19 protein-coding genes, 2 pseudogenes and 1 CRISPR repeat array (1 of these 22 only partly in view) are annotated in these 24,945 nt (G+C 58.6%); of the genes and pseudogenes, 13 read left to right on the top strand and 8 right to left on the bottom strand.

Features of this window, described 5'->3' with window-relative positions; genetic code table 11:
• A CRISPR array of direct repeats spans positions 1-2,401; the repeat unit is 28 nt; unit sequence GTTCGCTGCCGCACAGGCAGCTCAGAAA; it reaches 5,735 nt to the left of the window's first position.
• 72 nt (positions 2,402-2,473) lie between these two features.
• The 3 genes from ACFIQF_RS04120 to ACFIQF_RS04110 form a co-directional block, all read right to left on the bottom strand.
• Positions 2,474-4,786 (bottom strand): ATP-dependent DNA helicase, encoded by a 2,313-nt coding sequence (locus tag ACFIQF_RS04120; RefSeq protein ID WP_393940341.1) that lies wholly within the window; start codon positions 4,784-4,786, stop codon positions 2,474-2,476.
• Entirely contained in the window at positions 4,783-6,453 is a 1,671-nt protein-coding gene (locus ACFIQF_RS04115; protein ID WP_393940339.1) for a VRR-NUC domain-containing protein, read from the bottom strand. Before ACFIQF_RS04115 ends, ACFIQF_RS04120 begins: the two co-directional genes overlap by 4 nt.
• 90 nt (positions 6,454-6,543) lie before the next feature.
• Complete coding sequence (locus ACFIQF_RS04110) at positions 6,544-7,293, bottom strand: IclR family transcriptional regulator (protein WP_393940338.1); 750 nt, start codon at positions 7,291-7,293, stop codon at positions 6,544-6,546.
• Positions 7,294-7,382: 89 nt separating this feature from the next.
• Here ACFIQF_RS04110 and ACFIQF_RS04105 point away from each other — a divergent pair, with 89 nt between their 5' ends.
• The 5 genes from ACFIQF_RS04105 (at position 7,383) to ACFIQF_RS04085 (ending at position 13,761) form a co-directional block, all read left to right on the top strand.
• Complete coding sequence (locus ACFIQF_RS04105) at positions 7,383-8,180, top strand: enoyl-CoA hydratase (protein WP_393940336.1); 798 nt, start codon at positions 7,383-7,385, stop codon at positions 8,178-8,180.
• Between the two features lie 7 nt (positions 8,181-8,187).
• The gene (locus ACFIQF_RS04100; RefSeq protein ID WP_393940335.1) at positions 8,188-10,314 is read left to right on the top strand and encodes an acetate--CoA ligase family protein; all 2,127 of its coding nucleotides are present in this window, start codon (positions 8,188-8,190) and stop codon (positions 10,312-10,314) included.
• Between the two features lie 23 nt (positions 10,315-10,337).
• Positions 10,338-11,309, top strand: a complete 972-nt coding sequence (locus tag ACFIQF_RS04095; protein WP_393940333.1) for a Bug family tripartite tricarboxylate transporter substrate binding protein — start codon at positions 10,338-10,340, stop codon at positions 11,307-11,309.
• A 221-nt stretch (positions 11,310-11,530) separates the two neighbouring features.
• The gene (locus tag ACFIQF_RS04090) at positions 11,531-12,721 is read left to right on the top strand and encodes an acyl-CoA dehydrogenase family protein (RefSeq protein ID WP_393940331.1); all 1,191 of its coding nucleotides are present in this window, start codon (positions 11,531-11,533) and stop codon (positions 12,719-12,721) included.
• A 14-nt stretch (positions 12,722-12,735) separates the two neighbouring features.
• The gene (locus ACFIQF_RS04085) at positions 12,736-13,761 is read left to right on the top strand and encodes an acyl-CoA dehydrogenase family protein (RefSeq protein WP_393940330.1); all 1,026 of its coding nucleotides are present in this window, start codon (positions 12,736-12,738) and stop codon (positions 13,759-13,761) included.
• A 7-nt stretch (positions 13,762-13,768) separates the two neighbouring features.
• Here the strand turns inward: ACFIQF_RS04085 and ACFIQF_RS04080 are convergent, their stop codons facing one another.
• Positions 13,769-14,689: a LysR family transcriptional regulator gene (locus ACFIQF_RS04080; protein WP_393940329.1), complete on the bottom strand. Its 921-nt coding sequence runs from the start codon at positions 14,687-14,689 to the stop codon at positions 13,769-13,771.
• Between the two features lie 147 nt (positions 14,690-14,836).
• Between ACFIQF_RS04080 and ACFIQF_RS04075 the strand changes: the two genes are divergently transcribed.
• The 4 genes and pseudogenes from ACFIQF_RS04075 to ACFIQF_RS04060 all read left to right on the top strand — a co-directional run.
• Positions 14,837-16,015, top strand: a complete 1,179-nt coding sequence (locus ACFIQF_RS04075; protein ID WP_393940328.1) for a muconate/chloromuconate family cycloisomerase — start codon at positions 14,837-14,839, stop codon at positions 16,013-16,015.
• Between the two features lie 18 nt (positions 16,016-16,033).
• Complete coding sequence (catC, locus tag ACFIQF_RS04070; RefSeq protein WP_393940327.1) at positions 16,034-16,324, top strand: muconolactone Delta-isomerase; 291 nt, start codon at positions 16,034-16,036, stop codon at positions 16,322-16,324.
• Between the two features lie 47 nt (positions 16,325-16,371).
• On the top strand, positions 16,372-17,301 hold the full coding sequence (gene catA, locus ACFIQF_RS04065) for a catechol 1,2-dioxygenase (protein ID WP_393940324.1): 930 nt from the start codon (positions 16,372-16,374) through the stop codon (positions 17,299-17,301).
• A gap of 399 nt (positions 17,302-17,700) precedes the next feature.
• Positions 17,701-18,268: pseudogene (locus ACFIQF_RS04060) on the top strand (IS256 family transposase); the annotation flags it as partial.
• A 101-nt stretch (positions 18,269-18,369) separates the two neighbouring features.
• On the opposite strand, the gene ACFIQF_RS04055 reads toward ACFIQF_RS04060, so the two are convergent.
• Positions 18,370-19,365, bottom strand: a complete 996-nt coding sequence (locus ACFIQF_RS04055) for a tripartite tricarboxylate transporter substrate-binding protein (RefSeq protein ID WP_393940322.1) — start codon at positions 19,363-19,365, stop codon at positions 18,370-18,372.
• Between the two features lie 376 nt (positions 19,366-19,741).
• Here ACFIQF_RS04055 and ACFIQF_RS04050 point away from each other — a divergent pair, with 376 nt between their 5' ends.
• From ACFIQF_RS04050 to ACFIQF_RS04035, 4 genes and pseudogenes are all read left to right on the top strand, one after another.
• The gene (locus ACFIQF_RS04050) at positions 19,742-20,308 is read left to right on the top strand and encodes a VOC family protein (RefSeq protein ID WP_393940320.1); all 567 of its coding nucleotides are present in this window, start codon (positions 19,742-19,744) and stop codon (positions 20,306-20,308) included.
• Between the two features lie 54 nt (positions 20,309-20,362).
• Entirely contained in the window at positions 20,363-21,211 is an 849-nt protein-coding gene (locus ACFIQF_RS04045) for a fumarylacetoacetate hydrolase family protein (protein WP_393940319.1), read from the top strand.
• 101 nt (positions 21,212-21,312) lie between these two features.
• Positions 21,313-21,489: pseudogene (locus ACFIQF_RS04040) on the top strand (transposase); the annotation flags it as partial.
• A 386-nt stretch (positions 21,490-21,875) separates the two neighbouring features.
• Complete coding sequence (locus ACFIQF_RS04035) at positions 21,876-22,640, top strand: IclR family transcriptional regulator (protein WP_393940316.1); 765 nt, start codon at positions 21,876-21,878, stop codon at positions 22,638-22,640.
• Between the two features lie 4 nt (positions 22,641-22,644).
• Here the strand turns inward: ACFIQF_RS04035 and ACFIQF_RS04030 are convergent, their stop codons facing one another.
• The 3 genes from ACFIQF_RS04030 to ACFIQF_RS04020 form a co-directional block, all read right to left on the bottom strand.
• The gene (locus tag ACFIQF_RS04030) at positions 22,645-23,049 is read right to left on the bottom strand and encodes a nuclear transport factor 2 family protein (RefSeq protein ID WP_393940315.1); all 405 of its coding nucleotides are present in this window, start codon (positions 23,047-23,049) and stop codon (positions 22,645-22,647) included.
• A gap of 404 nt (positions 23,050-23,453) precedes the next feature.
• Positions 23,454-24,524 carry a porin gene (locus ACFIQF_RS04025; protein WP_393940313.1) on the bottom strand — a complete coding sequence of 357 codons (1,071 nt, stop codon included), beginning with the start codon at positions 24,522-24,524 and terminating at the stop codon, positions 23,454-23,456.
• 251 nt (positions 24,525-24,775) lie between these two features.
• The gene (locus ACFIQF_RS04020; protein ID WP_393940310.1) at positions 24,776-24,925 is read right to left on the bottom strand and encodes a hypothetical protein; all 150 of its coding nucleotides are present in this window, start codon (positions 24,923-24,925) and stop codon (positions 24,776-24,778) included.
• Positions 24,926-24,945 lie beyond the last annotated feature (20 nt).

Here is a 24,945-nt window from a genome sequence, read left to right as displayed (position 1 = left end):
GGGAATGAGACGTGGCATTCGTCAATCACGTTCGCTGCCGCACAGGCAGCTCAGAAATGCTACGGGTACGCCACCAGTGACGTACTGAAGTTCGCTGCCGCACAGGCAGCTCAGAAAGTTAAGGCGATGCACGCCGCAGCAATCGGCGCGTTCGCTGCCGCACAGGCAGCTCAGAAAAGGTCCACGGCCAGCACTTCGCGTGCTGCAGCGTTCGCTGCCGCACAGGCAGCTCAGAAATTCCTTCCCTCAGAAGTCAGTTTGTCAATCAGGTTCGCTGCCGCACAGGCAGCTCAGAAACGAGGGAAGCGAGATAGTAACGTGCTATCTCAGTTCGCTGCCGCACAGGCAGCTCAGAAAAAAAGCTGTCCTTTCTTCGTGCCTTCGTACTGGTTCGCTGCCGCACAGGCAGCTCAGAAACATGATCCACATCCCCCCTTAACACTCGCGCAGTTCGCTGCCGCACAGGCAGCTCAGAAATACGGGTGACCCGGTGCCGAATCCAAAGTACAGTTCGCTGCCGCACAGGCAGCTCAGAAAATTGCGAGGCAATGCGCGGGTGTGTGGCGAAGCGTTCGCTGCCGCACAGGCAGCTCAGAAAGATCAGGAAATTTCTGCCGTTACTGCGGCTGTGTTCGCTGCCGCACAGGCAGCTCAGAAAATTTGCCAAGCCTCCCCGCCTGTGGCGGTGTCGTTCGCTGCCGCACAGGCAGCTCAGAAATTGATGAAACTGGCCGTGGTGTGCGTCGGTGGGTTCGCTGCCGCACAGGCAGCTCAGAAAGCTGCGCCACGCCTTTTAACGTATACAGACCAGTTCGCTGCCGCACAGGCAGCTCAGAAATGGTCGCGCTCCGGAAAGCATCTGCGACAACAGTTCGCTGCCGCACAGGCAGCTCAGAAACTCCGCAGAATCAACCGTGGGTTCGTCCTGGCGTTCGCTGCCGCACAGGCAGCTCAGAAATCCAAGCGATGAAAACGTAGCGTCAATTGCAGGTTCGCTGCCGCACAGGCAGCTCAGAAACTCGTGGACCGGGGCAAAAAGTCCCGCCCGATAGTTCGCTGCCGCACAGGCAGCTCAGAAATTGTTCTGTGTAGTTGCGAGAACGTAGCTCATGTTCGCTGCCGCACAGGCAGCTCAGAAAATCGTCGCCGTCTACGCTTTCAAGTTCATTCGGTTCGCTGCCGCACAGGCAGCTCAGAAACTTCTGCGCGAGTTGCCCGATCCTGACTTTGCGTTCGCTGCCGCACAGGCAGCTCAGAAAGCGTGGCCGAAGCCGCTGGCGCGTACATCCAGGTTCGCTGCCGCACAGGCAGCTCAGAAATTCTGCGAAAGCCTTCGTGATGTATTTGCTGAGTTCGCTGCCGCACAGGCAGCTCAGAAAGTGTACGAATGGGACCACGTAAGCCGTGGTCTGGTTCGCTGCCGCACAGGCAGCTCAGAAAACCCACACCCCCGATCATGCCCACGCCGTGCAGTTCGCTGCCGCACAGGCAGCTCAGAAAATCAGGCGATTATGTTTTTGTTTTCAATAGCGGTTCGCTGCCGCACAGGCAGCTCAGAAAAAATGCGCCACACGCTATTCGTCACTGCCCGTGTTCGCTGCCGCACAGGCAGCTCAGAAATCACGGGTCAGCACCTTGGCTGCCACATCAAAGTTCGCTGCCGCACAGGCAGCTCAGAAATCTCCAATAAATTCCCCACGGCTGTGCATCCCGTTCGCTGCCGCACAGGCAGCTCAGAAAATTGGCGGTTTTTCTTTGGCCGAGGCACTTGCTGTTCGCTGCCGCACAGGCAGCTCAGAAATCTTATCGCAATGTGGAATCAATTCAAGTTTGGTTCGCTGCCGCACAGGCAGCTCAGAAACTACCCCGGATCAGCCTTGGCGTGTTGATGTGGTTCGCTGCCGCACAGGCAGCTCAGAAAAATTAGGTAACGTACTCAAATTGAGTACGAATGTTCGCTGCCGCACAGGCAGCTCAGAAATGCAAGCCCGCGCACGTTCGAATCAATAAGCCGTTCGCTGCCGCACAGGCAGCTCAGAAATTAGAAGCGGAGGCAGCAGCCGCCATGTGTGCGTTCGCTGCCGCACAGGCAGCTCAGAAACTCGATCAGCTTCTTGGCTGCGGCCAATGCTTGTTCGCTGCCGCACAGGCAGCTCAGAAATGGGCAGGGCACTTTCATGGGTGGTGCTCGCTGTTCGCTGCCGCACAGGCAGCTCAGAAATACATGTGCCGGGATGCTGCGATCTACGGGCGGTTCGCTGCCGCACAGGCAGCTCAGAAATGGTGCGCCGGCAAGCGCAGATCAAGCGCAACGTTCGCTGCCGCACAGGCAGCTCAGAAAATATGCAAAGCGCCCGCGAGCGCTACGCGCGCGTTCGCTGCCGCACAGGCAGCTCAGAAAGAATGGGGGTGCTGATCCTGTGGTTGGCATTCGTTCTCTGTCGCACAAGCCGCCCACCATTCCCACCCCCATTCACCCCACCTCCCACCACCCCGGCAACAGCGCCCGCACCTGGGCGCGCTGGTAGCGGTCGTCCATCAGCACGAGCAAGCCTTGGTCTTGTTCGGTGCGGATGACGCGGCCGGCGGCTTGTACTACTTTGCGCAGGCCGGGGTAGAGGTAGGTGTAGTCGTAGGCTTTGCGGGGGCCGAAGCGTTGGGTCATGCGGGCCAGCATGTGTTCGTTGATGGGGTTGATTTGGGGCAGGCCCAGGGTGGCGATAAAGGCGCCTATCAGGCGGGTGCCGGGCAGGTCTACGCCTTCGGCGAAAGCGCCGCCCAGCACGGCAAAGCCCAGGCCCTGGCTGTGCTCGCCAAAGCGTTGCAGGAAGGCACTGCGCGCTGCGTCGTCCATGGCGGCTGTTTGTTGCCAAGCGGGTATGTCCGGGTGCAGGGTTTGCAGTTGCGTAGCCACGCGCTGAAGGTAGTCAAAGCTGCTGAAAAAGCACAGGTAGTTGCCAGGCTGTTGGTGGTAGTGCGCAGCGATTAAATCGATGATCGGTTGTACCGATTGCTCGCGCTCGGCGAAGCGGGTGGAGACGTGGCTGGCAATCTCTACGCGCAGTTGTTCGGCGCGGAAAGGGCCGGGTACATCGATCCAGCGGGTGGCGCCGGGCAGGCCCAGCATATCTTGGTAGAACTGTGCGGGCGCCAAGGTGCCCGAGAAGAGTACGCTTGCCTGGGCGGCTGCAAAACGTGGTTCCAGGTAGGGCGCTGGGATGATGTTGCGAATGCTCAGCGCGTAGAGCGGGGTGCGCCGGCCAGGGCGGTGCGGTAGCCGCTGGTTGTCGACCATGGCGTGCGGGCCAAAGCTGTCTGCCAAGGCCAGCCAGGCCAGGGCTTGCAGGTAGAAATCCAGCACCGGGTCGCCGGGCAATAAAGGCGCATCGGCCTGCACATCGGCAATGGCGGCAATAGCACGCTGCACGGCGCCCAGCACGCTGGCTGGTGGTTCGGCATAGGCTTGGTAAGGCGCGGGCTGCGCCTGGTTAATACTGTTCCAGTGGCGTTGCAATGCGTCCAGCGCTTTTTTGACTTTGTCGCTGGCTTGTTTGCGCGCTACGGCCAGCGTCAGTTGCGACAGCTCGGCGCTGTACATGCCGCGAGCGCGTTCCAGCAGGTTGTGTGCTTCGTCTACCAGCACGCCAACTCGCCATTGGTTGCGCTGGCTCAGCGCATACAGCATGGCGGCGCTGTCGAAGAAGTAGTGGTAATCGCCCACCACCACATCGGCCCAGTGCGCCAGCTCTTGCGTCAGGTAGTAGGGGCAGATCTGGTGCTGCAACGCAATGCTGCGCACGCGCTGCAAGCTGTTGCGCACATCGCTGTCGGGGGCTGGTTCGCAGGCCTGGGCGCGGGCGGCGGGCAGGCGGTCGTAAAAGCCACGGGCCAGCGGGCAAGAGTCGCCATGGCAGGCTTTGTCCGGGTGCTCGCAGCTTTTGTCGCGGGCTTGCAGCTGGATTACGCGCAAGGCGGGCGCTGGGGCTGCGCTTGGGTTGTTCGCCTGCAATTGCGTGCGCACTTGCTCCAGCGCGTGCAGTGCCAGCGCATGGCCGGTGCCTTTGGCGGTGAGGAAGAAGACCTTGTCCAGCGCTTGCGCGGGGCAGGCCTTGAGCATGGGAAAGAGCGTGCCCATGGTTTTGCCAATGCCGGTGGGCGCTTGTGCCATCAGGCAACTGCCGGCGTCCGCTTGGGTAGTGCGGTAAACGGCAACAGACAATTCGCGCTGCCCTGCGCGAAACTGCCCCAGCGGAAACTGCAGCGCGGCCAGCGCCTGGTTGCGTGCTGCGCGGTGCTGTGATTCGCTTTGCGCCCAGGCCAGAAACTGCTCGCACTGCTGGGCGAAGAAGGCTTGCAAATCCGCAGCCTCAAAGCTTTGCACCAACACGCTTTCTTGCTGCGTGCCGATATTGAAGTACACCAGCGCAATGTTGATTTGTGCAAGCTGGCGGCTTTGGCACAGCAAATGGCCGTAGACCTTGGCCTGCGCCCAGTGCAGGGCGCGGTGGTGCGGGCGCACGCCGTCCAGGTGGCCGCGGTAGGTTTTTATTTCTTCCAGCCGCTGCAAATTGGCGTCAAAGCCATCGGCGCGGCCGCTTACCAGCAGGTCGCCGTGCTGGCCGCTCAAGGCAATTTCTGTTTCGTAGTGCTCGCCCCGGCGCGCCTGCACTGCCTTGTGGCCTTCCATGCCTTCCAAAGCGGTGGGCGCCGGGGTAAAGCGCAAATCCAAATCGCCTGTGCGAGCGCTGAACTCGCACAGCGTCCGCACGGCAACGCTGTAGCTCATGCGGCTTGCTGCTGGCCTGTTGGGGCCAGCCATTGCACATGGCAAACGCGTACGGGCAGCTGGTGCTGATGGCAGTACTCGATCCAGCGGATCTGGTTGTCTTGCAACTGGTCGCCCGGCGCTTTCACCTCGACCAGTTCGTAGCGCTTTTCTGCCGGCCAGAAGCGCACCAGATCGGGCAGGCCGGAGCGGTGCGCTTTTACGTCGCGCAGCAGCCGAGCAAAGTACAGCTGCAGATGCTGCGCAGGTATGCAATCGAGCGCCAAGGCCAGCAGCTCGGGCGTGAGCGTGCCCCAGAAAACAAAAGGCGATTGCAGCCCTTGCTTGCTCGCATAGCGCTCGGTGATGGTGGTGCGGTAAGCGCCGCTCTGCAGCTGGGCCAGGCATTCGGCAAACTGGCTGGCGCGGCGCTCGGCAAAATCGGGCGCGCTCAAATCTGCCGGCCCGGCTTGGAACGGATGAAAAAACGCCCCAGGCAGCGGCGCAAAAATGGCCGGCCAGCACAGCAGACCAAACAGCGAATTGATGAGCGCGTTCTCTACATAAAAAACCGGCGCTTCCGGCTGGTGCCAGTGGTCGCGCAACACATATTCCACGGCTTGCGGCTCGGCCGGGGCAGGTAGCTCCAACTGCATGCATAGCTGCGCTACTTCGGGCGCCAAGCGGGTGCGCCGCCCGCTGCTGCCCAGGCCGGCACTGCGTTGCAGGCGCGGCAGCATGCGGGCCAGGCGCTGGCTTTCTTCGTCGTTCTCGGGCGCTTGCTCGGCGCTTTGCGCCAGTGCCAAAGCCTCGCCAATACGCTGCATGCGTTCAAGCACGCGGATGCGGCGCAGCCGTGCGCCAGGGTAGGCGCAGGCTTGATAGGCTTGCTCTGCCAGCGGCCAGTCTTGGGCGCGTTCGCAGGCTTGGCCAAGCTGCAGCAGCAGTTTGGCGCGGCGCTTTTCCAACCAAGGGTTGGCGTAGCGGGTTGCGTTGGCAGTGGCCAGCAACTCGGCCCGGTCTGTGCCCTCGTCCAAAGCCTGGCGCCAGTTGTGAATGGCCAGATAGGCATCCACATCGGTCTGCGCCTGGAACGCCCGCGCCGCCGCAGAAAACTCCACACTCTCGTACTGAAAAATACCCAGATCGGCCAGCACAAACTCCGACCAGTCCTGGTGCAGATTGCCAAAGAACATCAGGCGCAAGCGCTCGCACAGCGGGCCGATCTGCACGCGCCAAACCGGTTCGTCCGCTTGGGGGTTCCATTGCAAATAGCTGCGCGCTTGCGCGTGTTCTTGCTCCAGCACTGCCAGCATCTGGGGCTTGGGCAGTGGGCGCAAGCCGGCAGTGCTGCTGAACAGCGCCAACAGCTCGGGCTTGGTGTGCAGAGCGAACAGCTCGCTCAGCGCCATGTCGGCATCGGCCTGCAACCAGCCCAAGGCTTGCAATGGTTGCGTGGCAGCGGGTACATCGGCAATTTCTTCGTACACCAGCTTGCTGGCGCGAAACCACGGCCCGCGCCGCATCAGCATGCGCACCAGCAAGGCTTGCGACTGCATGGGCAACTGGGCAAACTGCGCTAGAAATTCGCTTTCTTCTGCGGTCAACACATCGGCATAGCGCTCGCCCACCCAGGCGAGAGCACGCTGGAAGTTGTGCAGGTAGTAGTAGCGGTGCGGCGCGATCATGGTTGGAGGCTGTATTTTTGTACAGTTTAACCAGCCGGTTTTGGCTGCACAGCGCGGCGGGATATCGGTTTACATGCTGCGTTTGGCGGGCTAAAGGCTGTTTTCTCGCAGCTCTTGCAGCAGCACCTGCCCCAGTTCCTTTTTGCGCGCTGCGGGCAAGCGAGTGCTGATAGCGCCAAAGCTGATGGCCGCTGCCGTGGTGGCCGAGACCGGAAACGCGCAGCCCACGCCCGATACGCCTTCGGTGATGGTGTTGCTGATGCAAGCGAAGCCTTGCTGCCGCGTGTCGGCCACGGCTTTGCGCATGCGCGTCAGGCTGAAGCCCGCGCGGGCGTAGTCTTTGGCGTGCCGTTGCAGCACTTGTTTGATCTCATCATCGGGCAGGCTCGCCATCAGCGCCAGGCCGCCGGCGCCAATGCCCAGCAGTCTTTGTTCGCCCACGTCGGTGGTGAATACGCGCACCGGAAAGTGCCCTTCCTGCCGCGCCAGGCACAGGCAGAAGTCGCCCTGGCGCACGACCAGAAAGACAGTGTCGCCCGAGATGCGGGCCAGCTTTTGCAAGCTGGCGCGGTAGCGGTCGATCAAGGGCATGCGCTGGAGGCCGGCGGTGCCCAGTTGCACGGCCTCGATGCCCAGGCGGTAGCGTCGCGCATCTTTTTCGGCAAAGCCTTCTTCTACCAGGCAGCTGAGCAGGCGGTGCGCGGTGGAGCGCTCCAGCCCGGAGGCCTCGGTCACTTGCGCCAAGGAGTAGCCCTCTGCCTGGTTCTGGCCCAGCAGGCGGAGCAGTTGCAGCGCGCGGCGCAGGCTTTGCGCTCCCGTGGTTAACCCTGATTTGTCCATATGGTGGGAGAAGTGGGTGTTTCTGTTTTGTATGTGAGAAATCTGATCCTAGACTGGTTTGCATAACCCGGCAACGATGAGGAGACAAGATGCCATTCAGCTGCATAGAGATTCAGGACAACGGCCAGGTCCGCACGATCTTGTTGGCCCGCGAGGCGCAACGCAATGCCCAGAACCAGCAGATGCTCGACGAGCTGATGCAGGCACTGGACGAGGCCAAGGCCGATGCGCAGGTGCATGTGGTCGTGATCGGCGGCAAGGGCGCGCATTTCTCCGCCGGGCACGATCTGAAGCAGGCCCAGGCCGAGCGTGCCAATTTCACAGTGGAAGAGCGTTGGGCGTATGAGGAGCTGCGTTACTTCGACTATTCGCTCGCCATCTGGGATTTCCCCAAGCCCACCATTGCGCAGGTGCAAGGCGCCTGCGTGGCCGGTGGCTTCATGATCGCCAACATGTGCGATCTGGTGGTGGCCAGCGAGAGCGCGTATTTCTCCGACCCGGTGGGCCACACGCTGGGCGCGGCGGCTACCGAAGTGCTGATTCACCCTTGGGTGATGGGCGCCCGCAAGGCCAAGGAGATGCTGTTCACGGGCGGCAAAATCAGCGCGCAAGAGGCCAAGGAGATTGGCATGGTCAACCGCGTGGTGAGCGATGCGGAGCTGAGCGATGCGACCATGGCGCTGGCCCAGCAAATTGCCAAGGCGCCGCCTTTCGGGCTCAAGCTCATCAAGCGCTCGATCAACCGCACATTGGATACACAAGGCATGCGCTCGGCGTTGGAGGCGCATTTCGACACGCACCAGCTCTCGCACCTGAGCGAAGGCTTTTTGACGGCGCGTGACCGGGGTCTGTCGAACGCCATCCAGAAGAACCCCGAAAAGGTTTGAGCGTGCCATGCTGACATCTGTAAAAACCACCGCCCACCGCCTGGAGCCGCTGCTCAACCCGGCCTCGATCGCCTTTGTCGGCGCCAGCAACAATGCGGCGCGCATTGGCGGCATGCCCATTGCGCACCTGACCAAGTTTGGCTACCAGGGCAAGATTTATCCGATCAACCCCAAGTACGAAGAAGTGTTTGGCCAGCGTTGCTATGCCGACATTGAATCGCTGCCCGAAGCGCCCGACCTCGTGGTGCTGGCGATTGCCGCGCCCGATGTCACCGCCATGCTCAAGCGCTGCCACGCCAAGGGCGCGCGCGCCGTGCTGGTGTACGCCGCAGGCTTTGCCGAAGAGGGCGGCAAGGGCAAGGCCTTGCAAGACGAATTGGAAGCGTATGTGGCCAGCACCGACATGGTGGTGGCTGGCCCCAACGCCATGGGTTTTGCCAACCTCAACACGCAGGCGCACACCAACTTTGCATCGGTGTTCAACACCGCGCCCATGCAAAGCGGCAGTGGCTCGGTGAGCCTGCTCACGCAAAGCGGCAACGTCTGTGCTGCGGTGTATGCGATTGCGCGGCGCCTGGGCGTGGAGTTCAGCCACTTCATCAACACCGGCAACGAGGCCTGTGTGGATTTTGCGCAGTACCTGGAATACCTCGCGCAAGACGATGCGACCGAAGTGGCCATGGGCTACATCGAAGAGCTGCGCGACGGTCAACGCTTTATCGCTGCGGCAGAAGAGTTTGCGCGCCGTGACAAGCTGCTGATTCTCTACAAGGCCGGCGAGACGGAGAAGGGCTCCGAAGCCGTGCGCTCGCACACCTCGGCGCTTGCAGGCGATCAGGCGGTGTACCAGGCCGCTTTCCGCCAGCTCAACATCATCCAAAGCAATGATTTTGTGCAGATGGCGCAGCTCGCCCATTTGGCGCAGTACCGCCACAAGAGCGCGGGCAAGCGCGTGGCGATCATTACCATCTCCGGTGCGCTCGGCGCCATTTTGGCGGACAAGTTCATCGGCCAGGGGCTGGATGTTCCCACGCTGCCGCAAGCCTTGCAGGACACGCTGCGCGCCGGCATTCCCGATTACGGCATGGTGAGCAATCCCGTGGATGTGACGGGCAATGTGGTGAACGATCCCGGTTTTGTGCGCACCGCCATGGAAGCGCTGGCGCAAAGCGATGCGGTGGATGCCGTGGTGGTGTACGCGCCGGGCTACATGCTCGATCGCATGGCCGACGATCTGTGCGCTGTTACGCAGCAGTTCAACAAGCTCTTCGTCGCCATTGACACCGGCGCAGCAAAAACGCGCGAGCAACTGCGCAGCGGTGGTGTGCCGGTGTTTGAAGACATTGGCGTGGCCGTGTCTTCGCTGTCGCCCTTTTTGCTGTGGCAAGAGCGCCGCAAGCACAACCGCTGGCTTGATGTGCGCCACCAACCTGCGCCAGCGCGCACCGCGTTGCCTGCGAGTCTGGATGAATACCGCACCAAGCAATTGCTGGTGCAGCACGGCATGCCTGCAGGCGCTGAGCGCGTGGCAAGCACGGCGGATGAGGCGGCGCAGGTGGCCGACGCCATCGGCTACCCCGTTGTGCTGAAAGTGCTGTCCGCAGACATTGCGCACAAAACCGAAGCTGGCGGTGTGCGCCTGCGCTTGCAGAACGCGGGTGAGGTGCGCAAGGCGTTCGATGAGGTGCTGGCCAGTGCCAAAAACTATGCGCCCGCTGCTCGCATTGAAGGCGCGCTGATCTGCAAGATGGAATCGGGCGTGGCCGAACTCATCGTTGGCGCCACGCGCGATCCGGTGTTTGGCATGACGCTGACCGTGGGCCTTGGCGGGGTGCTCACCGAGCTCTACAAAGACGTGAGCCACCGCGTGTTGCCGGTGGATGAAGCCATCGCCCGCGAGATGCTTGGCGAGCTCAAGGCTTTTCCCCTGCTCACTGGCTACCGCGGCCGTGCGCTGGGCGATGTGGATGCGGCATGCACCGCCATTGCCGGCTTCTCACGGGCCGTACTGGCGCTGCAGGAGCAAGCCGACGAGGTAGAGGTGAACCCTCTGCTGGTCCAAGAACAAGGGCAGGGCGTTTGCATGCTGGACGCACTGGTGTTGCCCGCCGCCAAAACGCAGACCACAAACTGAAAAACCAAAAGGAGACAAGCACCATGAAAATCAAAACCGTTTTGTTCGCCATCGCTGCAGCCACCGCTGCCCTGTGCGGCAGCGCCAACGCACAAAGCAGCTACCCGAGCAAGCCCGTCACCATCGTCGTGCCGTTCTCGCCGGGCGGCGCCACCGACATCATGTCGCGCACCTTGGCAGAGCGCCTGAAGAACCGTCTGGGCCAGCCGGTGATTGTGGAAAACAAGCCCGGTGCAGGCACCATGATTGCGTCCGAGCACGTGGCCAAAGCGGCCCCCGATGGCCACACCGTGCTGCTGGCCGCATCGTCGCTGGGTATTGCTCCTTCGCTCTACAGCAAGGTGAACTACGACCCGGTGAAGGACTTTGCTCCGATCTCCTTGGTGGCCTCGGTGGTGCACGTGCTGAGCGTGCACCCCAGCATTCCCGCCAAGAACGTTGCCGAGCTGGTGAGCTACGTAAAGGCCAACCCGGCCAAGGCCAACTACGGCTCGGTGGGCGCAGGCACTTCCACACACCTGGAGTCCGAGCTGTTCAACACCATGGCCGGCATCAAGATGGAACACGTGCCTTACAAGGGCAGTGCGCCGGCCTTGCTGGATTTGGTGGGCGGCAACATCAATGTGATGTTCGATGCGTATGCCTCTTCCAAACCCTTCATCAACGACAACAAGATTCGTCTGCTCGCGGTGACCACCGCCAAGCGCTCGGCCTTGCTGCCCGATGTGCCAACCGTCGCCGAGTCCGGCCTGCCAGGTTACGAAGCCATGCCCTGGCTGGGTTTTGTGGCGCCTGCCGGCACGCCCGCAGCGGTGGTGAACAAGTTCCACGCCGAACTGATGGAAGTGCTCAAAGAGCCTGCCGTGCAAGAGAAATTTCAGTCGCTCGGCCTGGAGATCATCGGCAACACGCCTGCTGAGTTCTCGGAGTTCATCAAGAAGGACATCGTGAAGTGGGCGAAGGTGGTGAAGGATTCCGGCGCGAAAGCCGACTGATGAATTCGCGGCGCAAGCCGCACGCGGCACATGGCGAGTGGACCGCGTCTTGATCGACACCACAGCGCCAAGACAGCCCTTCAGACGCGACGTTGCAGCCGCAGACAGTACTCATGTACGGCAAGGCTGCGCAACAAAGTATGAAGGGCTGTATTGGCGTCGTCGCACGGATAACTGAACGAGACACCCAGGCCTCTGGCCCCAAGAAGGAATGAAGCACCATGCAAGTGGGCTACTCGACTGAAGACGAAACCTTCCGCATCACCCTGCGCGACTGGTTTGAAACCCACTTCCCCCAGTTCAAGGCCGCCTGGCCCACCGAACCTGACCCGAACAACTTTGAATGGCGCCGCGCTTGGGAAGACTATGTGTGCGCCGCAGGCTGGTCCGGCCTGGGCTGGCCTGCGCAATACGGTGGCAAGAACTGGCCGCTCACGCGCCAAGCCATCTTTCATGAAGAGCAGGCGCGCATTGGCGCACCGCTGGGCGTCAACATCATCGGCCACGGCATTCTCGGGCCCACGCTGATCCACTTTGCCAGCGAAGCGCAGAAGCAGCGCTATCTGCCCGGCATTCTGAGCAACCGGGAGATCTGGTGCCAAGGCTATTCCGAGCCGGGTGCGGGGTCAGACCTAGCATCGCTCAGCACCCGCGCCGAGCGCAAAGGCGATCACTATCTGCTCAATGGCCATAAGGTGTGGACATCGTTCGCCCACATTGCCGATTACTGCTTTGTGTTGGCGCGTACCGATGCCACGGCGCAGCGCCACAAAGGCATCAGCTTTTTGCTGGTCGACATGAAGCTGCCCGGCGTGCGTGTGGAGCCGATTCGCCAGATCACCGGCGAGTCTGATTTCAACGAAGTGTTCTTTGACAACGTGAAGGTGCCGCTTGATGCCTTGGTGGGCGAGGAAAACGGCGGCTGGCGCTTGGCCATGGCCGCAGCCAGTTTTGAACGCGGAACCTACTTTATTCCGCGCCAGGTGCGCTTCACGCAAGAAGTGCAGGCGCTCAAAACCTTGGCTGCAAACACGCCTGGCGATGATTGCGGTTGCGCTCTCGACAACCCGCAGCTGCGCAACGACATAGCGCGCTTGGCGGTGGACAGCCACGTGCTCAAGCTCAAGACCTATCGCGCTCTCACCAATGCGCTGCGCGGCGGCCCTCCGGGGCCGGAAGGCTCTGCCACCAAGCTGCATTGGAGCGAATCGCACCAGAAACTCATGGTGTTGGCGAACGAGGTATTGGGTGAGCGCGCCTTGGCAGGTGCAGAACCCAGCGCCGCTGACCGCGAAGCCGCAGGCTGGACGCGCGACTATCTGTGGACGCGTGCCGAAACGATTCTGGCGGGGACCTCCGAAGTCCAGCGCAACATTCTTGCCGAGCAAATGCTGGGCTTGCCCAAGGGCTGAACCGAAAAAACAAGATGGACTTCGCACTCAATGATGAGCAGCAGATGCTGCTGGAATCTGCCCAGCGTTTTTTTGCTGGCAAGCACCCGCTGACCCGCGCCCGCCAGGCATTGCCGTTTGCCGACGCAGCACAGCAGACGCTGTGGCAAGACATGGCCGACCTGGGCTGGATGGCTTTGCTCGCGCCCGAATCCATGAATGGTTTGGGCCTGGGGCTGACCGATGCCTATTTGGTGGCCGAGAGCGCGGGCAGCCAATTGCTCAATTTGCCCTGGGCGAGCAGCGCAGTTTTGCTGCCGCTCTGGCTCAGGTCTGCAGACGGCCATGCCGCTGAAGGTTTGCATGCCCTGTTCGAAGGCATTCTGGCGGGTAAAAAAGCGCTGCACTGCGTGGATGCGAGCGACAAGCTGTGGGATTTTTCGGCGCAATGCACCGATGTGCTGGTGGTGCGCGGGCTGAACAGCGGCCAGCAGCCGCTAGAGTTTGCGCTGGTTTCTGCGCCGGGCTCGGGCACGGTCGGGCTGGATCCAACGGTTCTGCAATCGCCCGCTGAAACGGCCAGCCTGCCATGGCACCGGCTCGACTTGTCCACCGCCGATCGCGCACACGCCCGCAGCGCCTACCGTCTGATGCTCTGCGCCGAACTCATCGGCGCTGCCCAAGCGGCGCTGCAATTGGGCGCGAGCTATGCCAAGGAGCGCGTGCAGTTCGGCAAACCCATCGGCAGCTACCAGGCCATCAAGCACCAGTTGGCCAATGCCTGGATGGCGCTGGACAACGCGCGCCTGTCCGCTTTGTACGCGACAGCGGCGATGGACGGCCATCTGTCCGATGCCAAGTTTGCCTGCGCCGCAGCCGAGTTCACCGCCATCGAAGGCGCGCTGCAAACCACACGCACCGTGATCCAGGTGCATGGCGGCATGGGCTTCACCTGGGAGCACGACGCGCATCTGTACCTCAAGCGCGCACAGCGCCTGGCCGCGCGCTTGGGCGGTGCACCCAAAGCGCTGGCTGCGGTGGCGGAGCTGGCCGTAGCGTAGGCATTTCTCAGTAGTAGGAATACTCGCTCCACTCCGGCTTTTCGGCATAGATTTCCTGCAGCAGCTGCATCACCAGCGTAGGCGTGGGCGAGCTGTCGCTGGCGCGGTAGCTCATGATGATGGGCGAGGTGGCTTGTTCGTCGTCGAGCAGGCGAAAGTGCAAATCGCTGCGCAAGGTGCGCGCCGATGCGGGCACGATGCTGACGCCCACGCCCGCCGCCACCATGCCCAGCGCGGTTTGCAGCTCGTTCACCTCTTGCACTTCGTGCGGCTGGATCTGGTGGCGCTCTACCAGGGCCAGTACCTGGTCGGCAAAGCTCGGGCGCGGCTCTTTGGGGTAGACGACCAGGCGCTGCTCGGCGATCTCGGCCAAGGCCACCGGCTCGGTAAAAGGCTGGTCGGCAAAGCGGCTGTCGGCCGCGCAGGCCAGCACCAGGCGCTCTTCGCGCAGCACTACGCGGTGGATGTCGGGAAACTGGGCGCGCACGCGGCCAAAACCCAGGTCAATGCGGCCGCTGCGCAGCGCATCCACCTGTGGCAGCGACATCATCTCGACCAGCTGAAACTCTATGTCTGGCCGCGCCTGGCGCAAGCGCCGCAGCAGCGCGGGCAAGTCGCCATACAGCACCGATGGCACGATGCCGATCGAGAGCACGCTGCGCTCGCTGCGCCCGATTTTTTGCGTGGCGCTTTTGAGCTGCTCTACCCGGCCCAGCACTTGCAGCGACTGTTCATAGAACATGCGCCCGGCCTCGGTCAGCGCAATCGGCCGGCTCTCGCGTGAGAGCAGGCTGACGCCGAGCTCCTCTTCGAGCAGCTGGATCTGGCGGCTGAGCGGCGGTTGGGCGATATGCAGTTTTTCGGCGGCGCGGGTGAAGTTGCGCTCACGCGCCACGGTGACGAAATAACGCAGTTGTCGCAGGTCCATATTGGTGAAAACCCTAGATTCAAAAGGTATCAAATTGGTGAAATTTGATCTGGTTCAGAAGATTGTCTCTAAATAATACCTTTAAGGTATTGATGCAGAGTTTTATGGTGTTGGACGTGGTGGCCCGCTCGCAGGTGTAATCAAGGCATGAACCTGCCCTTGTCATCCACGTCTTCCACCGCCGGCACACCCGTTGTCGAACGTATCGAAACCCTGCTGCTGGACTTGCCCACGATCCGGCCGCACAAGCTGTCGGTAGCCACCATGGTGGGTCAGACCTTGATGCTGGTGCGCGTGTACTGCTCGGACGGCGCGGTCGGCATTGGCGAAGGCGCCACCATCGGCGGCATGGCCTACGGTGCCGAAAGCACCGAGAGCATGAAGCTCGCCATCGACACCTATTTCACGCCCGTGATGCTGGGCCAGGATGCTACCCGCGTGCAGGCTTTGATGGAGCGTGTGGGCAAGATGGTCAAGGACAACCACTTTGCCAAGAGCGCGGTCGAGACCGCTTTGCTCGATGCGCAGGGCAAGCGCGTGGGTTTGCCGGTTTCCGAACTGCTGGGCGGCCGCCGCCGCGACCGCCTGCCCGTGGCCTGGACGCTGGCTTCGGGCGACACTGCCAAAGACATTGCCGAGGCCGAGAAAATGCTGGCGCTGCGCCGCCACAACATCTTCAAGCTGAAGATCGGCGCCAAGCCCATCCGCCAAGACATTGCCCATGTGGCCGCCATCAAGCGTGCGTTGGGCGATGAGGTGGCCGTGCGTGTGGATGTGAACATGGCCTGGAGCGAAACCGAGGCCGCCTACGGCATGGCGGCTTTGGCCGATGCGGGCTGCGAGCTGGTGGAGCAACCCGTGGCATCGGCTGCGGCGCTGGGGCGTTTGGTGCGGCGTTTTCCCATCGCCTTGATGGCCGACGAATCGCTGCACGGGCCCGAATCGGCTTTTGAGATTGCCAAGGCGCAGGGCGCCGATGTGTTTGCCATCAAGATCGAGCAATCGGGCGGTTTGTTTGCGGCACAGCGCGTGGCCGCAATTGCCGATGCCGCAGGCATTGAGCTGTATGGCGGCACCATGCTGGAAGGCGCTTTCAGCACCATTGCATCGGCCCAGTTGTTTGCCACTTTTGCCAAGCTGCAGTGGGGCACCGAGCTGTTCGGGCCGCTGCTGCTGTCCGAAGAGATTCTGACCCAGCCGCTCGATTACAGCGACTTCCACCTGACGGTGCCCAACGGCCCCGGCCTGGGCATTGCACTCGACGAAGAGCGCGTGCAGTTTTTCCGCCGCGATGGTTTCGCCCGAAAAATCACCGTCACCCCCTGACCTTACCGGAGCCCCCACATGCTGTTTCACGTACGCATGGACGTCAACATTCCTCTCGACCTGGACCCCGCGCTGGTGGCCGACATCAAGGCGCGCGAGAAAGCCTATTCGCAAGCCCTGCAGCACAGCGGCAAATGGCGCCACATCTGGCGTCTGGCCGGTGAATACGCCAACTACAGCGTGTTCGACGTAGAGAGCAACCAGGAGCTGCACGACATTCTGACCGGCCTGCCGCTCTACCCGTACATGAAGATAGCGGTCACGCCGCTGTGCCGCCATCCCTCGTCGATCCGCGACGACGACCGCTGAGCGATTGCCCGCCAGCCAACCACCCCAACAAACCAAAGGAGCCAACGATGAGCATCAACACTTTCAACACCGAAGAGGTGCAAAACCTGCTGCGCACCGCCTGCAACCTGGACGGCCAGGAAGGCAATGCCCGCTTCAAGCAAATCTTGCACCGCTTGCTCAGCGATCTGTTCAAGGCGATTGATGATCTGGACATCACGCCCGACGAAGTGTGGGCCGGCATCAACTACCTGAACCAGCTGGGCAAAGACGGCGAAGCCGCGCTGCTGGCCGCCGGCCTGGGCCTGGAGAAGTTTCTCGACATCCGCATGGACGCTGCCGACAAGGCCGCTGGCACCGATGGCGGCACGCCTCGCACCATTGAAGGCCCGCTGTACGTGGCCGGTGCGCCAGTGCGCGATGGCATGGCCAAGATCGACATCAACGCCGACGATGCGGCCGGCCCCTTGGTCATCCACGGCACCGTCACCGGTGTCGACGGCAAGCCTTTGGCGGGCGCAGTGGTGGAGTGCTGGCACGCCAACTCGCACGGCTTTTACTCGCACTTTGACCCCACCGGTGCGCAGAGCGAATTCAACCTGCGTGGCGCCGTCAAAACCGGTGCCGACGGCAAGTACGAGTTTCGTACGCTGATGCCCGTGGGCTACGGCTGCCCACCGCAAGGCTCTACCCAGCAACTGCTGAACGCACTCGCCCGCCACGGCAACCGCCCTGCGCACGTGCACTTCTTTGTGAGCAGCGAAGGCCAGCGCAAGCTGACGACGCAGTTCAACATCGAAGGCGACCCGCTGATCTGGGACGATTTCGCCTACGCCACCCGCGAAGAGCTGATCCCGCCCGTCACCACCAAAACCGGCGGCACGGCCCTGGGCCTGAAGGCCGACGCGTACCAGGACATCGAGTTCAACTTTGTGCTGACCCCCTTGGTGCAAGGCAAGGACAACCAGCTGGTGCAGCGCCTGCGCGCAGCAGCATAAGTGGCGGCGCTGATACCTTGATTCGTTGATGCGCTGATGAAGGAAAAGGCTGGCAGGTTTGCCGGCCTTTTTATTTTTCTGCCGCGAGAGCTGGCGGCTTGGCCCAAAGCATGAGGCTTGGGCGGCCACTCGCTATGTAGTACACAGGGCGAGTGGCTTTGATCGCCTTGAGGCGACGACTATTCTGGGTAGATAAAGTCGTAAACAACTATCTAGCATCCATGCGCCTCCCACGCCAGTACATAACCAGCATTCAAAAACTAAAGTCGTAAACTCGTTCTAGCGAGCCTATTAGGCAACCGAATATAGGAGGACTAAATACCTCGACTCCCATCCGACATCCAGTGGGGGCCATTAACGGAGGTTTTGCATAGTCTAGGAAGTCGCGGGCAATTCATCAACGACCTGAAGACCCGGGGCGTGCACGACATCCTGATCGCTGTCACCGATGGACTCAAAGGGATGCCTGAAGCTCTGAGCGCCGTATTCCCGGCCACCACGCTGCAGACCTGCATCGTGCACCTGATCCGTATCAGTCTGGACTACGCCAGCTGGAAGGACCGTAAGCTGCTGGCGACCGCCATCAAGCCGATCTACACGGCAACAAGCGCCGAAACTGCGCAGACCGAGCTGGAGGCCTTCGAACATGGACCTTGGGGCCAGAAGTTCCCCACGGTCGCTATGGCCTGGCGCCGCCTCTGGGATCACGTGATCCCATTCTTTGCGTTCCCACCAGCGGTGCGCCGGGTGATCTACACGACCAACGCCATCGAAAGCATCAATGCGCAACTGCGCAAAATCATCACGACGCATGGCCACTTCTCCAATGACGACGTCGCCAGCAAGCTGATCTGGCTGGCACTGCGCAACATCACTGCCGATTGGGGCCGCGGCGCACAACTGAAAGGAGGCGATGAACCAGTTCGCCATCCTCTACGAAGATCGGTTCACGAGGACCGTCGAGTAGGATGAAGAAAGACTTGCTCACCGCATCGGTCAAGCCGACTGACGCGGTGGGAAAGTCTCAGAGCGCCTCGAACACAGAAATTCGGACACTTCCGGCTACCGTCAAGTTTCGGGCTTGAATCCGGAGGCCTCAACGCGCACCTTCCATTGTTTGTAATTTTCACGCAGCAGTCGAGCATATTCGACCGGCGTGCTAGTGTGTGGCTCCATGCCCAAGTTGGCCAGTGCTTGCACGACTTTGGGTTGTTTCATGGTCTCGGCGACGGCCTTTGCAGCAGCTTCCGCGATCATTGGAGGTGTTCCCCTAGCCATTACGACAGCCGAAAATTCGTCTCCGATTATGTCCGCATAGCCCTGCTCCGCTAGAGTGGGAACTTCAGGCAAGAGTGGTGATCGTTGATGACTTGCCACGGCCAGAAGGCGTAGGCGTCCTTCCTTGATGTGCGAGATGGAATCGCCGATTGGCGAAACGAATGCCGCGATCTGCCCACCGACCAAGTCGGTGATGCCAGGCATGGACCCCCTATATGGAACATGGTTGAGCACTGCACCGGCTTTACGTAAAAACTCCTGCATCAGGAAGCGCTGTGGCGAATTGGGTCCTGGTGTTCCGTAGGTGTCCAGCTTCGGGTTGGCTTTGGCCCACGCCAGAAAATCCTGCATTGTCTTCACCGAAGCGGGCACCATAGGACCCACAGCAAAACCCTGTCGGACTATCGCGCAGGGTGAAACAGGTACCAAATCTTCTGGCGTGTAAGTGCCTGGAAGGGGATCAACGTGGGGAATCAGAGTGAGCAGGGTATCAGGCAGCACCAGCATTGAACTGCCGTCAGACGGGTTGCGGTGCATAGCGGCCAACGCCAAGCGGTTTGCCGATCCAGGTCTATTTTCAACAAGCGTGGTGCGTGCGTAGCTGGGTCGCAAACCCTCAGCAAGATGGCGCGCAACTATATCGTTGGCGCCACCTGCCGGAAAGCCTACAAAGATGCGCAGCTGGTCAATCTTCCCCAGCCGCTTTTCCTGAGCATGCAAGACACCCGGCAAGGAAAAGTACAAGCTTAGTGCGGCAGCTGTGCCGCCGAAGTCACGTCGGTTCATCTATTTTCATCCTGATCAGTTCGCGCGATTCAATTTGAATTCGAGAAGGGGATAATTAATCTCACATTTCGAGAATAATTCATGTGCATTCAAGTTGGATTTCGTGCAAACCCTTAAGGAATCGCTGCTTAACTCCCCCCACGCATGTGCTTGCACATGCGTGGGGGCGCGGTGACATCCCGGTCCACACAGCGCTCTGATCTTGGCGTGAAATTCAACAATCCCTAACGTAGCGTGACTGCTTTTCGATGACACGCTTCAGGATCGCACAAGGGTAAACCCTTGTATCGATCGAGAAAAGTTGCAAAATTATCTTAATTTGATAGAAATTTAACTGTTATACTTAAAATTTCTAATTTTTATAGATTTTTATCAAATGACTGCCGCCCACCCCCTTGAGGTCAAATTCAGCCACTTTGGCTTTCATGTTTGTGATCTGGAAGGTATGGCCAATTTCTACAAAGCCGTGCTGCAGTTCACCGAGACCGATCGCGGTGGCTTGGGTGCTGTTCAGTTGATTTTTCTGAGCCGTGACCCGGATACGCACCACCAACTGGCCTTGCTGACTGGTCGCCCTGACGATGTGCAGGCATTCAATCCAATCAACCAAATTTCTTTCCAAGTGCCAGACATGGCTAACTTGCGCCAGGTGTATGAACGTGCACTGGCTGCTGGAGCCAGCGATATGCAGGCCACCACCCATGGCAATGCGGTATCGCTGTATTTCCGAGACCCCGAGGGCAATCGCATCGAGGTATTCATGGACACCCCCTGGTATTGCTACCAACCTTTGCGTGAGACCATCGACTTTGACACCAGCGATGAGCAAGTGATGGCGCAAGCCGAAGCCATCGCCAAACGCACCCCTCGCTTTATGCCGCGCGCCGAATGGCGTGCACAGATGCAAGCGCGCATGCACCGCGACCAAGGTCGTACCGCTTAAAGATTTTCCGCGCACCGCGCAGCTCAAACCTCACCGTGAACCACAAAGGACAACATGAAACTTATCAGCTTTGAACACCAAGACCGCGCCACTTACGGAGCCGTTGTTGGAAATGACGTTTGGGACTTAGGTCAGGCTCTCGGCGCACAAGCGCCCGATCTGAAAAGCCTGATCGCCAACAACCTGCAAGCCGCTGCGGCGCAGGTGGTGGCGTCTCAGCCATCCACTTTGAAGTTTGACCAACTGACTCTGCTGCCCGTGGTACCCAACCCGGGCAAGATCTTGTGCATTGGCCTGAACTACGGCGAACACGTGCGTGAGACAGGGAAGACCATCACAGAAAGCCCCGTGATCTTCATGCGCTTGAATGATTCGCAAGTCGCCCATGGCCAAGACATTGTGCGCCCACCAGAATCTAGTCGCCTCGACTACGAAGGTGAGATTGCCATCGTGATCGGCAAAGGTGGCCGTCGTATCAGCGAAGCTGATTCTTGGGATCACATCGCTGGCTACGCCTGCTACAACGACGGCAGCATTCGTGACTGGCAAGTAGCTACGTCACAGTGGGGACCCGGCAAGAACTTCTGGCGCACAGGTGGCTTTGGCCCTTGGATGGTGACATCGGACGAAATCGCCCCCAACCAAAACATGACATTGACGACCCGCTTGAACGGCCAAGTCATGCAACAGGCGACAACGGACATGATGATTCACAGCATCCCTCGTCAAATCGCCTATATCTCCACATTCATTCCCTTGGAAGCAGGCGACGTGATCGTGACCGGCACCCCCGGTGGCGTGGGCAACAAGCGCACACCTCCCGTGTTCATGCAGCCCGGTGACGTGGTCGAAATTGAAGTGGATGCAGTTGGCATTCTGCGCAACGGTATTCGCGACGAATAAGGCCACATCCGAAATAAGCCGGAGTCAGGGAGGCTCAGCATAAATCCGACATGCATGTGCTTGCACATGCGTGTCGGGGACGGCAGCAGGCCGCTCCCTGCAAGGATTGGGTGGCATGGATTGCCCAATACGCTCCTGAAGGGCGTAAAGAATGCTCACCTTTTAGCGTTGAGATGCTGCGTCGCATTCACTGTATGCAGCAGTGACTCACTCTCAGTGATCCCGCCATGGAAGATGAGCTGCACAAGATGCCGCGGTTTCAGGACTTTGTAGGCTTGTCATAGGACCGTTCAACGCTGGGTGAGAGTACTATCCTGGGTTTTCGTCAGCTGGTGCCGGCACCAGTCAGACAAGGTAGGCAGCTTTGGCTATAAGCTGGGCGGGAACGCCATGCACCCTGGTCATGCTGGACGCCATTGGTAGAAACCAGGCTGATGCAGCAACTGGGCTCTTTGGAAGCCATCCGACAAGCCTTTCGTGGGGGTGATATGGTCACGACTGAAGATATAGCGCCCCCATGGCATTCTTGGTTTCTCACGATGCACGCATGATCACGGGTGCAGACTTGGTCTTTGATGGTGATCGCTTGATTCAATAAACTCCGCAATGTATGCCTATCCCCGCACTGAGTTGATCGTTGCGGACGCTTTGTTTTTAATACGTCATGTCTAGCCTTACACGCATGCTTTCAGTCTTGGATTTATTCACCCAAGACCACGCGACTTGGAGCGCCGAAGAAGTGGCCCAGCAGCTAGATTGCTCTATTCCAACGTCTTACCGCTATCTGCGTGAGTTGACCGAGTCTCAACTGCTGCGCACTGCCAGCACCGGCCGTTATGCACTCGGAAATCGCATCGTGGAGCTCGATTACCAATTGCGTAGCGGCGACCCGTTGATCCAGTCGAGCATTGCACCCATGAAGGACTTGGCACAGCAGGTGGACTGTGATGTCGCACTGGTCATGCTGAGCGGTGACCATGTTCTGACCATCCACTACGAGTCTCAAGGCGCACAAATGCGGGCCAGCTATGGCAGAGGCCGCCGCATGCCCACCTTCAAAGGCGCGATGTCACTGGCCGTTCTTTCTACGTTGGGCAAGCCACAGCTGCGCAAGTTATTGCAAAAAAATTCTGCCGAGCTAGATGTTTCCGCAACTATTGATGTTTCTTTAGAAACACTGAGCCAAACGCTGAAAATCGTACGCAAACAAGGCTTTTCCACCAGTCTTGGTGCTTTGGATCCACACAATGCAGGCATCGCAATTCCACTAGAAATATCCGAGCAATCTATCTATGCTGGACTTGGCTTGGTGATGTCTGCTGAGCGTTTTCGTTTGCTAGAAACTGAAAAAGCGGCAGGTTGGCTACAACAATGCCGCAAGCAAATTTGCCATCAGTTGCAATCACCTGCTGCGCTATGCGTGGTTTAGCGATTTAGATGTCAGTCACTGGTGTGCCTTGGTGCAATGCGAGTCGCAGCATGCCATCTGCTTCTAATACCCAGACAGTCACATAACTGCTGGTAATTTGTCGCTGCATAGTAGAAACAACAATCTTTGCATCCATTTTTCCCCAAAGGGCCCAAGCATCAGCTCCCAAGGGAAGGGCTTTGAATGGCTGTAAGCTTACCGATTGATACTGAATACGCCCAGTCTCAATTTTCGCTAAGAGGGAATGTCGGTCATCTACTGTGCCGGAGGAATGCACAAAAACCAGCTTGTCGGCCAGAAGTGCAGCTAGCAATTGCGTGTCATTGGCTGCAAGTGCTTTTTCCCTTGTTAACTCTGCTTCTAAAATAATAGTTTTATTTAATCCAGTCGAAGACCGTTTTATATCCATTTTCTACTTTTTCTGGCTTAATTGTTGAGTATTGATTTTTATCTCGAAATGGCCGTTGCAAAGAAAAAAATTTAATATGATTTTTCTAGCCTTAATAGAGGCTACATCAAAGCCATCGTCTAAGAGTATGTGCGCTCTGTGCTAGCAACGCCACAAAGAACAAGTGAACGAGCTGAAAGTTGGTGTTGGTCGATATTTGTGCGATTTCAGCCGCGTGGAAAGCGTGGACGAGGTGCTACATTGATTGATGTTTTGTACAGTGTGCACTTGCCAAATAAGCACTGGGGCATGTTGCCCCAGTACGAGTGCTCAATAATTGGAGGATGCAAGCGCTTGATGTATGTGTCAAATACGTATGCAATCATTCGATATTGACACATCAATCTCATCAATTCTGAGCTACGTTAAAATGTATGACGAACACCTAAAGCGAAGGCGTTCTGCTTATTGTTATCAGAGTTAGTCATTGCCATACTGGCTTTTCCCCCATTGCTCACATTTTGCAAAGATAATGCCGCATAGGCAGTTGTTCGTTTGCTTAGATAGTTTAAGACAGATAAATTGTATTGCTTAACATCCTGATTTAATGTTGTTTTGTCATTAAGCTGCTGATAGCCTGCTCCAAATAGCCAATTGCCGACAGGTATCTGAACGATAACTTGAGCAGTATCTCCATCAGTATTTTTTATATTTTTTGCATTATTTTCTCTGGTGAATATGGCGAATAGCTTTGCTGGGCCAAAATCATAGCCGCCACCAATCGCAAAAAGCTTGTCATTATCTTTGGCTGTGGTGCAGCCGCCTTGCTCAGCGCATTTTTGAATTTGATAGCTCAAGCCCGCATAGACTGGCCCCTGCTTATATTTTGCACCAATGGCCCAAAGTTGCTTGGCGGAAGACGAGCCGGCAATTTCTCCAAAACCTGTCATGGCATTTAATTGGATACCTGAAGCAGTGGCAGAGGTGTATTTGATGGAGTTGTCAATACGAGTGCCACCCAGCGTATTGTCAAAGCGACCAGCAGATGAGCCTGGGAGTGCAAGACCATCCACCGCTCCACCACTGAAGCCAAAGGCAGGAGAACCCGAGATTTGGAATAAATTGTCAAAAATCAGTGTGTATTGACGACCCAAGGTCAAAGTGCCTAGGCTATTGGATGTCAAGCCAACAAAGGCCTGGCGATTAAAGAAGCTGGTGGAGGATGTGTTTGCTCCGGTATCGATGTTGACTCCACTCTCTAACGTGAAGATTGCGCGCAGTCCTCCACCGAGATCTTCGCTACCTCTGAAGCCAAAACGAGAGGGCTGAAGCCATCCACTATCAATCCCTTGACGGCTGTCCCCCTTAACATTGCTCACGCGTACATAGCCAGCATCAGCAATACCATAGAGGGTCACGCTAGTTTTTGATGCATCAGATGCAATGACAGGTAGTGCGAGTGTCACCATGGTGGCGAATATAAATATATTTTTCATGCTTGTCTCCATTTGTATTTGATGGGTGGTAATAATAAAACTTATATAAATAAATTCATGTCGATTAACTTTCGTTAGGCAAAGAAATAGCATCAACAGCATTATCTTTTGCTGCTTTTATTTGTGTTGGTATTTTTTAAATGTGGATTTGGATACTATTGATGATTTATTTAAATTCCTTTAATTGGTTTTATGTGCTGCCTGAATGTCACATTTCCAAGTAAATTATTCTTTGCAAAGAATATCGGAATCTATTTCAATATTTCATCGCCCTGCATGGGCGTGACTGTGTCCAGTGCGGCCTGTGGGAACAGGCTGGTCGTATAGACGCACAAACGCTGCAGCACCGACGCCAAATGCTCACCGCCATGAACGGCATGGCTTTTAATCATCTCACTCATTAAGGAGCTCCTTGGAGTGC

Origin of the sequence: Comamonas trifloxystrobinivorans, from assembly GCF_043359985.1 — a bacterium.
GTDB classification, from domain to species: Bacteria; Pseudomonadota; Gammaproteobacteria; order Burkholderiales; family Burkholderiaceae_C; genus Comamonas; species Comamonas trifloxystrobinivorans.
The sequence above is the reverse complement of the archived record's forward strand: the minus strand, read 5'-3'. Positions and strand labels throughout refer to the sequence as shown.